Below are 12,877 nucleotides of genomic sequence, written 5' to 3'. Positions count from 1 at the left end.
TTTCTGCTTTTTGAATAAATCAATAACTGATTTTCATCATTTTTTCCGCCCGGCTTCCTCTATATTTTTGCGAGGTAAATTAGATGTGACTGATGATGAATATCTTATTGCCAACCGATTTTTCCGGAAATAGCAGGAATGCTGCGGCATATGCGTTGCAGTTCTTCAAGGATACTCCCTGCCATTTTCACTTGCTACATGTGCTCCAGGTGCCGGCAGATAGAATGGCAACAGGACATATGTCAATGTCACCTGCTATCAAGGATAATTTTGAAAAACTGCTAAAGTGGCTTGAAAGTATTCGCACTAATTCCAATCACACTTATCACACCTGTTTTAAAGCAGATTATCTCATCAATGCTGTGAGAGCCAAATGCCAGGAAAAGCAAATAGACCTTATTCTAATGGGCACCAAAGGCAAGACCAACAATGAAGGCGTCGTCATAGGCAAAAACACATCAGATGTAATGATGAAGGTAAAATGTCCCGTACTTTCCATTTCTGAACATGCCTCCTATAAGGAGCACCGCAAAATCCTTTTCCCTACAGATTATAAGATACACTATGGCAGTAAGGTCTTACGCACCTTATTGAATCTTGCGTCTTTATCTAAGGCCAATGTCAAGATCCTGGAGATCTTTAATAATGACAAGGAACCCTCTGCCGAGCAGATAGAGAACCGGGAATTTCTGCAGGATTCCTTCTCACCAAGGATCCCGGTATTACAAACCTATTATACTTCCAGAGACCAGAATCCAAAGAAAATCCTGATTTCCAACCGCGATGTAGATATGATCGTATTAGCGGCGAAAAATCTCAATTTATGTCAAAAATTTTTAAAGAACGAAGAGAATGAGAGTATTCCATTTATCAACCAGCTGCCATTACTGGTATTACATGGATAGTAATTTGTTTTAGATTAGTATTATTAGTTTGTTTTTTAAGAAGGCACCCTTTTAACCGGGGGTGTTTTTTTTATTTAACATCATTACCAGGACAAACTTGTCCTTTATGATTCCGCTCATAAACCATCCCTTCCCTATCCTCCATCTTTGTACTTGAAAAAAAACTCCTGTTAAACCTAATAACCTTTACTCATGGAAAACTTAAAAGATAGAACAGTCGCAGAGATGGTTACTAAAAACATTAAAACTGCCCACATCTTTAAAAAATATGGTATTGACTTTTGCTGCGGTGGCGGCATCAGTCTTCAAAGAGCATGTGAAAAATACAAGGTCGATTACAACTTGCTTAGTGAGGACCTGCTGAGTGTTGATCAAACCCCTTCGAGAGCTACCAACTATAACAGCTGGGAGCTGGACTTCCTCACAGATCACATAATTAATGTGCACCATACTTATGTAGAAGAGAACATTCCGCTGTTACTGCAATATTCCGAAAGGGTAGCGCAGGTCCATGGCGCTCATTATACAGAGCTGTTGGCAATAAGAGAACTGGTAAAGCAGGTGGTTGGCGAGCTAAGTGCTCATATGAAAAAGGAAGAATTGATCCTGTTTCCGTTCATTAAAAAAATGGTGAATGCTAAAAAAGAAAATTCAGATTTACCCGAAGCTCATTTTGGAACTGTAGATAATCCAATCAAAATGATGGAGACAGAGCATGAAGATGCCGGGGAAGTGCTCAGAAAAATTGGGGAACTGAGTAACAATTATACTCCGCCGCAGGGTGCCTGCAATACTTACAGAGCCTTTTATGCAAAACTGGATGAATTTGAGCAAGATCTGCACCAGCACGTTCACCTTGAGAACAATATACTTTTCCCAAAATCTCTTAAGCTGGAGAAGGAACTAAGAGCCAATCAAGTCAAATAATATTAATGCTAACCCAAAGCCCGAATAGGAGGAAACAGATCTCTGACTGCTCTTCCTCCATTTCGGCATAACCTTGTACAACATGAGTAAAGAAAGAAAACTGTGGATCGCTTTCCTGCTTGTCATCACCGTATCCTTTGCCATTCTTGGATACTACGGATTTGAGATATACCAGAAAGCACCTCCAATGCCCGAAAGAATAGTCACCACCCAGGGAGAAGTGATCTTTGAGGGACAGGATATAAAAGACGGGCAGAATGTATGGCAAAGTATGGGCGGCCAGGAAGTCGGTTCTATATGGGGTCATGGTGCTTACCAGGCACCCGACTGGACTGCCGACTGGCTGCATCGGGAAGCCCTGTTCATCCTTAATGAGTGGTCCCGGGAGGAATACAGCACAAAATATGAAGAGCTTGAAAGTGAACGCCAGGCGCTACTGGAGAGAAGGCTAAAGCTGGAACTAAGAAAGAACACCTATAATGAAGCAGATGGCAGCATTAGCATTTCACCAATGCGGGCCAAAGCAGTCGCATTTCTCAGTGACTATTACCGCGGACTCTTTATGGAGAATCCTGAACTGGATGAACTAAGGAACTACTATGCTATTCCAAAGAATTCTATCAAAGACGAGACCCGTATGCATCAAATGGCCGGTTTCTTCTTTTGGGCTACCTGGGCCACGGTCACCGAAAGACCCGGCAGTGATGTGTCTTACACACATAACTGGCCACCAGATGACCTGGTAGGCAATAAAGCCACCGGAGATCTCTTGATCTGGACCGGCTTCAGCATTATCCTACTGCTTATAGGAATAGGGTTAATGGTCTTTTACCACGCGAAGATGAAAGAGGAAGAAGATCCCGAAAGACCTGTAAAAGACCCATTAATGAAGCAGACCATCACTCCTTCCATGCTGGCTGTCAAGAAGTATATGTGGATCGTAAGTATACTTATTCTTGTCCAGGTTACCTTTGGAGTAGTTACGGCACATTACGGCGTCGAAGGTGACGGTTTCTACGGGCTTGACCTTGCCGAAATTTTGCCCTACTCCATCTCACGCACCTGGCACGTACAGCTCGGCATTCTCTGGATCGCGACAGCATGGCTGGGCACAGGCCTTTATATAGCACCTGCCGTTTCGGGCAGAGATCCAAAGTTCCAAAAGTTTGGAGTGAACTTCCTCTTTGCCTGTCTGTTAGTCATTGTTGCCGGTTCTATGGCCGGACAATGGATGGGGATCATGCAAAAACTTGGATTGGCAGAGAATTTCTGGTTCGGGCACCAGGGATATGAATATGTGGATCTGGGTAGGTTCTGGCAAATATTCCTGTTCGTAGGACTGTTCGTGTGGCTCGCACTTATGGTAAGACCGCTTATTCCTGTGATCAAACAAAGAACTTCAGAAAGGAACCTGCTAATCATGTTCCTGATATCCTCTGCTGCCATTGCGCTTTTCTATGGTGCCGGGCTCATGTGGGGTCGTCAAACAAATCTTGCAATCGCCGAATACTGGCGCTGGTGGGTGGTGCATTTATGGGTGGAAGGATTCTTTGAAGTCTTTGCAACTGTTGTATCGGCCTTCCTTTTTGTGAGACTTGGATTACTGCGCACCAAAACTGCAACCCTAAGTGTGCTGTTGGCAACCGTGATCTTCCTTTCGGGAGGAATCTTAGGAACTTTCCATCACCTTTACTTTAGCGGGACCCCAACTGCCGTGATGGCCCTGGGTGCAACCTTCAGCGCTCTTGAAGTAGTTCCGCTGGTACTATTAGGTTATGAAGTCTATGAAAACTACAAGCTTTCTAAAGCCACCGAATGGCTTAAGGATTACAAATGGCCTATCTACTGCCTCATAGCAGTTGCATTCTGGAATTTCCTGGGAGCGGGTATCTTCGGCTTCATTATTAATCCCCCTATTGCTCTATATTATATGCAAGGTCTTAACACCACTGCAGTACACGCGCACACAGCACTGTTTGGAGTATATGGTTTCCTTGGAATTGGATTAATGCTCTTTGTCTTACGAAGTCTCTACAGAACACAAGTGTGGAATGACAAACTGCTGAGTTTCTCCTTCTGGTCCATCAACATTGGATTGATCCTGATGGTACTTCTTAGTGTTCTGCCAATTGGCCTGCTACAAACAGTGGCCAGTGTAAATGAGGGAATGTGGTATGCACGTTCTGCGGAGTTCATGCAGCAGCCGGGAATGGATACGCTTCGATGGCTTCGAGCTGTTGGAGACACCATCTTCGCCATAGGTCTTTTCGCTTTTGTATGGTTTGTTTTCTCTCTTGACAGCCGCAAGAAACAGGCTATTGACAAGAAAGAAGAAGTCCTTGAAGAAGAAGAGGTATTAGTCTAAAAGGTTGATAGTTGAAAAGGGGAGGTCAAAAATGCATTTTTTGCCTCCCCTCTTTTTTATACTTTTAACAATGATCAAACTTAAAGCGCACACCAATATTGCTTTGGGATATTTTTTTCTCGTTGGGTTATTGGGAGTCCTCCTAAGATTCTTTTTCGTCATTCCCATTCCGGCAAACTTTCGTTTTGTGGTTCATGCCCACTCGCACGTGGCATTGCTAGGCTGGGTGTACATTGGCCTCAGTACGCTCATTTATAAGATTTATTTTTCTGAAGTTAGCTTCGGAAAGACCTACAGGCGAATTTTCTGGTTTGCTCAATTTACGATCCTTGGGATGCTGGTCACCTTTCCTTTCACGGGATATGCTCTTTTTTCGATCAGCTTTTCCACACTTTTTCTTTTCGCCTCTTATTTTCTTGCCTGGTTTGTCCTGAAGAAGACTCCCCCAAAATATAAAGCCACCTTTTCCTTCAGGCTTATCAAGGCTTCTTTGTGGTACATGGTCTTTTCCAGTATTGGGCCGTGGGCGCTCGGCGGAATAATGGCAACCTTAGGAAGCGGAAGTATCTGGTATAAAATGGCTATTTATTTTTACCTGCATTTTCAATACAATGCGTGGTTCATACTTGCTCTTCTCGGGATCTTTTTCTACTTCCTGGAACAGCAAAACCTGAAGCCTCAAAAAAGGGATTTTCAAAGCTTCTTCTGGCAACTCAACGCCGCAGTAATTCTGAGCTTTTTCCTTTCTGTGCTTTGGGTGGAACCCCATTGGATGTACTATGTACTGGGTGGAATAGGAGCAGTTCTTCAAATCACCGCATTCCTCAAATTCTGGAAGATGATTTCCCCATTCCGGAAACAGCTGCCGTTTTCGTCATTTTTGAGACTGCTGCTCAAGATCGCCGCCGTCCTTCTTATGATCAAGCTCATCCTGCAGTTGCTTTCAGCTTTTCCCTGGTTCGCCCGGCTCGCCTTTAATTTCCCCGATTTCGTAATAGGCTACCTGCACTGGGTTTTCCTGGGAGTGGTGAGTATTATTCTTTTCGCATTCCTTGCCCATAGCCAGCTTATACGGTTTTCAAAATGGGTTTTTTGGTTTTATTTTACTGCCTTTCTAATGACCGAAGCTCTCATTTTTTATAAAGGCTTTGCGACCTGGATGGAATTCCCACTTTTTGAAGATTACTATCGACTCCTGGCCTACAGCAGTATCTTCCTCCCACTGAGTGTTGGCGTCCTTCTGTTTAAAAACCTCCTAACAAAGGGTCAAACTTCTGCTAAATAGGTCTCATTTAGTAGTCTCTTAACTCAATGTGCGCCATCACTTTACTATCTTGAAGTATGAGACAAAATGCACACATATATGTGATCATCAGTTCCTTGATTTTGGCACTTATCGCAATGATGGTATTTTATAATGTTTCCTATCCTATAGTTTTCTATACCGTCCTCTTCGGACAAGCCTTCTGGATCTTCACCGTTTACAAAGTCCTCACCGATGATTATACTACAGAAAAAACTTTTGACGACTGGTATGAGGATCACCCTATGAATCAGTAGGCAGTGATCAGTGGTTAGTGAGCAGTTTTTTTGGGAGTTTATAGTCGGGAGTTCGGAGTTCAGAGAAGTAGCTATTGGGTTTTTCAAACCTATTGATCACTGATCACCGAACACTAATCACTTTTTCACCCCTAAATCCCTTTTAGGAAACTTTTCTTTTTCCTCTGATAATTGATTATTGATCATTATTAATTGGAATTTTTCCCGCAGATTCCCCAGATTTACGCAGATTCTTTTTGTGTTCTTCATTTTGCCTTTGTAGGTTTTGTGTGAAACTTTTCATTTTCAAATTTTCAAATCATCACATCTTCAAATCTCTTTTTTTGGACTTTTTACTGCCAACTGAGCACTGACCACTGCTCACTTAAGAATCATCCCATTCCCATCTTCCTTAAAAGAGATCTTCATTCTTGTACTGCTTATATATCGTGGATCGCCCACTGTTTCCTGCCTTTCAAGCCATTCGATATTGATGCAGATATAATCCAGCTCCTCCACCACTTTTCCTTTGCATAAATAGATCCCCTTGCTGTGTAGCGGAAATCTCTCTGCAGCACGTGGAAACTGGACTACGTCAAAGATATCTCCGGCGCGATCGTAAAAAGTTCCGAAGCACATGTACTGCCGGTTCACGGTAGGCGTACGTTTGGCAGTGATAAGATGCCCATAGATCTCTATGGTCTTGCCAATATATTGCTTCAAGTCTTTGGCCATCACCACCCCCGGTCGCTGCAGCTTTTGATAGGCTTCAGGTTTGAGGAGTTTGAAGTGATCGTGCAGGGAGAAGCCCAGCAGCTCCATCTGGTCATAGGCATCGATAAGCATCGAATGGGATAACTCGGGCAGATCAAAATCCCGGTGCTGCGGACGGAACAGCAAGGTTTGTCCACCTTGGGTACGGGTGCGGTTAAGCTTAAAATAAGCTTTCCATAAAAGGTGATGCTTATCCACCCCTGTAAAGCGGAAGGCATCGATCTTCAGCAGGATACTCAGTTGCTCTATGGAGATGGGCACCCGGTCGATAAAGTCATCAAAGGATTTGAAACTTCCGAAGAAATTGCGATCCTCCAAAATGCGCTGCACCACTTTTATTTCCAGTTCCTTAATATAGCCCAGCCCCAGGTAAATATCCTTCCCATAGATCACTGTGTGGTGGTCGCTTTTGTTGATGCAGGGGGGATGCACCTTCCCGCCACACTTACGTATCTCCTGAATATAGGTCTCCACATCATAGAATCCGCCGCCATTGTTGAGGCAGGCCACCATGAACTCCAGCGGAAAATAGTATTTAAGGTACAGACTCTGGTAGCTCTCCACCGCATATGAAGCCGAATGTCCCTTCGGAAAAGCATAGCCGGCAAAAGACATGATCTGGTTCCACACTTCTTCGGTCAATGCCTCGGAATAACCTTTGTCCCTGCAATTCTTCCGGAATTTGTTCTCCAGCTTTCGAAAGTCCACTTCATTTCGTTTTTTTCCGCTCATGCCACGGCGCAGAATATCGGCTTCATCGAGGGAGAGTCCTGCGAAATAGTGGGCGATCTTGAGCACATCTTCCTGGTATACCATGACGCCATAGGTCTCATTCAGGATCTCGGCCAGGACGGGATGCGCCTGCTTGCGGCGTTCGGGATCACGATGGCGTTTGATGTACTCCTCCTTCATTCCGCCGTTGGAAACCCCTGGCCGGATGATGGAACTCGCAGCCACCAGCCCCAGGTAATCATCTGTTTGTAATTTCTGAAAAAGTCCGCGCATGGCGGGTGATTCCACGTAGAACACCCCCATGCAATCGCCGGTGCGCAGCAGGTTGTTGATATTGGGATCATTCTTGAAAGCCGCCACATTCTCCATGTCTTCAATTTCAGCCTGTGGCTGATTCTCCTTAATGATCTCAATGGCATCGGTGATCTTGGAAAGCCCGCGCTGCGCGAGTATGTCAAATTTGAAGATACCCACATCTTCGGCGATATTCATATCAACCTGAATGGTCGCAAAGCCCTTGGGCGGCAAAAAAGTAGAGGCATAGCAATGTACCGGCTCCTGTAAAATGGCGATTCCGCCGGAGTGTACACTCAGGTAATTAGGAAATCCGGCTATTAAGTCGCTGTAGCGAAACACCAGCCGTTCCATCTCATCCAGGCTTTTAGGGTCAAAATAGCCGGCCGAGAGCTTGTCGATCTCTGCCTTGGGCAGCCCAAACACCTTCCCCAGCTCCCGTATCACGGCCCGCCGCTTAAAAGTGACATAGGTAGCGAGCAGCGCCGTGTTCTTATATCTCCTGAAAATATAATCGGTCACGTCCTGCCGGTCCTTCCAGGAAAAATCAATATCAAAGTCGGGCGGAGAGTGGCGGTGGGCGTTGATGAAACGTTCGAAGTACAGGTCGAGCTCAATAGGATCAACATTGGTGATGCCGATGATATACGCAACCACTGAATTCGCTCCACTCCCCCGGCCTATGAACGGATAGTTCTTCGACTTCGCATAGGCTACAATATCGTGGTTGATCAAAAAATAACTCACAAAACCCAGGCTAATGATCGCCTGCAGCTCCTTCTCCACCCGTGCATAAGTTTCGGGAGTGGCATTGGGATAGCGGCGCAGGAGGTTCTTATAACAAAGTTTCTTCAGAATTTCGGCGTCTTCTTCTTTGCTGCTGCTAAAGATCTGCAGGTTCCGGTTTTGGCGGGCGCTGTCAAATCCAAAATTCAACTCGCAGCCGTCAATGAGGCGCTGCGTGTTTTGAAGAATAAAAGGATAATCTGCAAAGGCTTCAAAAAGGGCATTTTCAGGCAACATTTTATGAGAGGGTGAACCCTGCTCAGCTTCGGGTAGCTGACTCAGCAGAATGTTTTTATCGATCGCCCGCAACAGCCGGTGGGCGTTGTAATCTTTTTTATTCCGGAAACTCACTGTTTGCAGCAGCACCAGTTTGTCCTGTAGCCGGAGATATTTTGAGAATTTCAGCTTCCGCAGACTTTCCACCGAAACGCCGATAAATTCATCCTCTCTAAAATGCCATTTTTGGCACCTTATCACCTGCTCCAACGGATAAATGAACCAGCAATCCTCCAACGGCGGAGCATCTTCCGCAAACTCTTTATCCACATGCAAATGAGCCGCGAGATGATCGTTGAGTTGCTTAAAACCTTCATTGCTTCGCGCCAGCCCCACGTATTGTTGCTCCACCCCATTCCGGAAGTCGATCCCAATGAGGGCCTTAAAATCATATTTTTGAGCAGTCTTCAAAAAGCTGAGGCAGGCCGAGGTATTGTTGATATCGGTCACCGCCACAGCCGAAGCCTTATTCTCTTGCGCCAGGACACACAGCTCCTCTTCGGGAAAAGTGCCGTAGCGAAGAGAGTAGTATGTGTGGTTGTTTAGAAACATTGTTTTAGACGTTAGTCTTTAGTCGGTAGACGGTAGATTAGTTCATAGTTGATAGTCGATAGTTCGGAGAAAAATCAAGACCGCTGCGCTGCTAGAACCAAGAGCCAAGAGCCAAGACTTTTATTAGTGTTAAGTTCAGAGTTATGAGTTATGCTTTGAGCTGTTGGCTTTTAGCCATTGGCTTTTTTAATTGCTTATTGGCAATTGTGAAAAGCCACGAATACACGAATCTTTTTCAGTTTACCCCAACCCTAAAGGGAGCTGAAAAAGAACTGAACACTGCCCACTTCTGAATACTGACCACCGAACACTGAGTACTTTTTCACCCCTAAATCCCCTAAAGGGGACCTTTCTTTTACTCTATTAATTGTTAATTATTCATTGCCTTTAATCAAACCGTCTTTGCAAGCGATAGCGAAGCAATCTCACAATCGGGGAGCAGTCTTTTTGTACTTTCTAATAACAATGAGCAGAATTCCTCTGAAGACCGAGCACCGAACACCGAGTACTTTTTCACCCCTAAATCCCCTAAAGGGGACTTTTTGTACTTTACTAAAAAAGTCCTAATCAACTTTGGAATTTGGGAATTGGGAGTTGGTGCTTCTTTTCCTTCATTCTCAAATCCTCAAATCACCACATCTTCAAATCAAATTTTGAACTTTGAATTTTAAACCTTGAACAGCCTCCGCAGGAGGCTAACTCTGCCTATGCGCATGCAACATGGGAGGGGCGCCGTTGAACGGGTTCTCCATTCGGCCTACGCTTATACCTCCAATGGTTGATGCTCTCATCACACTATCCTCCCCAAACCGGTTGCGAATGCGGTCGATGGAATTATACAAATTCAGCATCTCCTCGCTGTCGTCGAACAGGTTGATCTGGTAATGTCCGCCCACGAGTCCGGTGAATTTCACTCCCACCAACCGAATGAGCAGCCGCCTGTTGTACAGCTGCCTGAATAGCTCCCATATCTTTGGGATCAGCACATGATCGGCGCTGGTGTAAGGAATACTTGCCTGTTTGGTGTAGGTGTTGAAATCTGAATACCGAATCTTCACACTAATATTCGAGGTAAGCCTGTCTCCGCGCCGCAGCTGGTACGCCAGACTTTCGGTCATGGCTGTGAGCGTGGCATTGAGCTGTACCATATCGATAGTATCCTTGTGAAAAGTGCGTTCGGCAGAAATGGATTTCCGCTCGTGGAACGGGATGATCGGTACCTCATCTATTCCATGCGCCCGCTTCCAGATGGTACGCCCGTTCTTGCCCAGCACGCTCTCCATCATCTCCACCGGCATCTCCTGTATGGTCTTTATCTCCCTTACCCCCAACCCCAATAGCGTCTGAAAGGTTTTGCTGCCGATCATAGGAATTTTCCTGACTGACAAAGGTGCCAAAAATGACCTTTCGGCGCCGCTTTCTATAAGGATCTGGTTATTGGGTTTGGCCTCGCCTGTGGCGATCTTGGATACTACCTTATTCCGCGAGAGTCCGAAGGAAATTGGGAGTCCGCTTTCACGAATGATCTCCTGTCGCAGCTCGCTCGCAAAGCGATAGGTGCCGAAGAACTTATCCATTCCGGTAAGGTCGGCATAGAATTCGTCGATACTGGCTTTCTCAAAAGCGGGTACTTTATTCTGAATGATCTCTGTCACCTGGTGGGAATATTTGCTGTAGGTACCGGTCTCCCCCTTGATCACTGTAGCCGCGGGACACAGCTGCCGGGCTACCTTCATCGCCATCCCCGAATGCACTCCATAGCGGCGCGTCTCATAACTGCAGGCCGCCACCACGCCGCGATCTCCCAGGCCACCCACCAGCACCGGCCTATTGTTGAGCTCGGGATGCAGCAACCGCTCTACAGATACAAAAAATGTATCGAGATCGAGGTGTAAAATAGCTTTATTCTTCTCCGTCATTTGGATATTTTCCTTTTATTTGGAAATATTCCAAAATTACAAATTTATAGGATCAAGAAAAGAGAGGAGGTGTTAAAAATGGAAAAATTCCTTTCGGAGTTCATGAAAAGAAGTCAAGACCGCTGCGATATCAGAATCAAGAGCCGGGACTTTATTAATCTTAAGTTCAGAAATATGAGGTATGCTTTGAGCTGTTGGACTTTAGTCTTTAGCTTTTTTAATTGCTTATTGGTAATTGTACAAAGCCACGAATACACGAATCTTTTTCAGTTTACCCCAACCCTAAAGGAAGCTGAAAAAGAACTGAACACTGCCCACTTCTGAATACTGACCACTGAACACTGATCACTTTTTAACCCCTAAATCCCCTAAAGGGGACCTTTTGTACTTTACAAAAAATTCCAAATCAACTTTGAAATTTGGTGCTTGTTTATTGCCTTTAATCGAACTGTCTTTGCAAGCGATAGCGAAGCAATCTCACAATCGGGGAGCAGTCTTTTTGTACTTTCTAATAACAATGAGCAGAATTCCTCTGAACACCGAGCACCGAACACTGATCACTTTTTAACCCCTAAATCCCCTGAAGGGGACTTTTCAATTTGAAATTTGGAGCTTGTTTATTGGTGATTCACATTTGTTCATTGATTATTGGTTATTGATCATTGTAAAAGCTCGTCTTAAATTATTTCCACCTTCGCATCTTTTTATTCAGTAACTTTTATCGCCCATAAGAACATGAAAAACAAAGCATTATAGCCAAATAAGAAATTTTATAACACCTTTCATGAAAAATCTCTATCCCTTCCTCTTGATCCTGCTTTTCCTGCAATCCTGTAGTGTATACCACTCCAAATCCTTGTCGGCAGAAGAAGCTGTGGCAGCCAATAATAAAGTAAAAGTAGTTACGGCCCAGGAGCAGAAATTAAAGTTCAGAAAGCTCACGATGGAAAACGAACAGTTAAGCGGACTCACAAAACCGGGTTCAGCCACTGCAAAAAAGTTAGACGGGTTGCCTTCTCAGCCTCAGGGGCGCTTTGTGAAGATCGATATTTCGGAAGTTGATATTGAAAAGATCAAACTGCGCAACAACACCCTTTCCACCATTATCAATATTGCAACCCCTCTTGTGGTGGTGTTCACCGGCTTGGTGGTCCTGGTAGCAACCTCCTTGCCGTATGGATATTAGCTATTGTGAATGGTTAATGGTAAATGGTTATTGTTGATTGTTAATTGATAATTGATAATTGTCATTCAACCAGTTCGATCTTATCTATTTCCAACCTAAAACTCTCCTCCTTCTTGTTACCAATAAGAAACCGGATCTCCTGAATAGTATCGGCAGAGAAGTTTGGAATGTCGAGCTTTCGCCCGCGGTAGACAGGTTCCATTTCCTTAAGCGGCACTTCAATGGTCTGCCAGTCACCGGTAGTGGTAAATTCGTGAATATAGGAAGCCTTATCCTGCAGGTCGGCTTTTATCCTGAATTGGTAAGCCTTACCGTCGCCTTTCACACGAATTACCGCCTTTTTATAACCCTCTATATCTTTTGGAGGAAAATGATACTGTAAAGAAGCGAAGCCGCCGTTGTTTTCCAGGGAAACTTGTCCTTTAAAAACAGCATTCCCCTCTTCACTGTGCTCCAGGTCACTGGAAGATCTCCCTCCCATCACCACATCATTCTCTATTTCCCATCCCGACCAGTCGGTCGTTTCACTAAAATCAAAGAGCAGTAGATCATTCATAAGCAGGAAGGTTAAGATCACAAGGAATCGAAGCTGAAACATTTTTTCTTTTCAAGTTAGCTAATA

Annotated in this window: 9 protein-coding genes; 6 read left to right on the top strand and 3 right to left on the bottom strand. The window is 44.7% G+C overall.

Annotation, left to right across the window (positions count from 1 at the left end; all coding sequences use genetic code 11):
• Positions 1–92 precede the first annotated feature (92 nt).
• The 5 genes from ACXYMT_RS04365 to ACXYMT_RS04345 all read left to right on the top strand — a co-directional run bounded on the left by ACXYMT_RS04365 (position 93) and on the right by ACXYMT_RS04345 (position 5,757).
• Entirely contained in the window at positions 93–905 is an 813-nt protein-coding gene (locus ACXYMT_RS04365; RefSeq protein WP_459057870.1) for a universal stress protein, read from the top strand.
• Between the two features lie 192 nt (positions 906–1,097).
• Positions 1,098–1,832: an iron-sulfur cluster repair di-iron protein gene (gene ric / locus ACXYMT_RS04360; protein WP_459057869.1), complete on the top strand. Its 735-nt coding sequence runs from the start codon at positions 1,098–1,100 to the stop codon at positions 1,830–1,832.
• An 82-nt stretch (positions 1,833–1,914) separates the two neighbouring features.
• Positions 1,915–4,197, top strand: a complete 2,283-nt coding sequence (locus ACXYMT_RS04355) for a nitric-oxide reductase large subunit (protein ID WP_459057868.1) — start codon at positions 1,915–1,917, stop codon at positions 4,195–4,197.
• Between the two features lie 70 nt (positions 4,198–4,267).
• Positions 4,268–5,482, top strand: coding sequence for a hypothetical protein (locus ACXYMT_RS04350; protein ID WP_459057867.1), 1,215 nt, complete (start codon positions 4,268–4,270; stop codon positions 5,480–5,482).
• A gap of 56 nt (positions 5,483–5,538) precedes the next feature.
• On the top strand, positions 5,539–5,757 hold the full coding sequence (locus ACXYMT_RS04345) for a hypothetical protein (RefSeq protein ID WP_459057866.1): 219 nt from the start codon (positions 5,539–5,541) through the stop codon (positions 5,755–5,757).
• 360 nt (positions 5,758–6,117) lie between these two features.
• Here ACXYMT_RS04345 and ACXYMT_RS04340 read toward each other — a convergent pair whose 3' ends face one another.
• Together ACXYMT_RS04340 and dinB are read right to left on the bottom strand one after the other, a co-directional pair.
• Positions 6,118–9,150 (bottom strand): DNA polymerase III subunit alpha, encoded by a 3,033-nt coding sequence (locus ACXYMT_RS04340; RefSeq protein ID WP_459057865.1) that lies wholly within the window; start codon positions 9,148–9,150, stop codon positions 6,118–6,120.
• A 695-nt stretch (positions 9,151–9,845) separates the two neighbouring features.
• Positions 9,846–11,069: a DNA polymerase IV gene (gene dinB / locus ACXYMT_RS04335; RefSeq protein WP_459057864.1), complete on the bottom strand. Its 1,224-nt coding sequence runs from the start codon at positions 11,067–11,069 to the stop codon at positions 9,846–9,848.
• A gap of 784 nt (positions 11,070–11,853) precedes the next feature.
• Between dinB and ACXYMT_RS04330 the strand changes: the two genes are divergently transcribed.
• The gene (locus ACXYMT_RS04330; RefSeq protein ID WP_459057863.1) at positions 11,854–12,255 is read left to right on the top strand and encodes a hypothetical protein; all 402 of its coding nucleotides are present in this window, start codon (positions 11,854–11,856) and stop codon (positions 12,253–12,255) included.
• Positions 12,256–12,316: 61 nt separating this feature from the next.
• Here ACXYMT_RS04330 and ACXYMT_RS04325 read toward each other — a convergent pair whose 3' ends face one another.
• Positions 12,317–12,853, bottom strand: a complete 537-nt coding sequence (locus tag ACXYMT_RS04325) for a CIA30 family protein (RefSeq protein WP_459057862.1) — start codon at positions 12,851–12,853, stop codon at positions 12,317–12,319.
• Positions 12,854–12,877: the final 24 nt, after the last annotated feature.

It is taken from the genome of Salinimicrobium sp. CAU 1759 (genome assembly GCF_054482715.1).
This window is presented reverse-complemented; position numbering and strand designations above follow the sequence as displayed.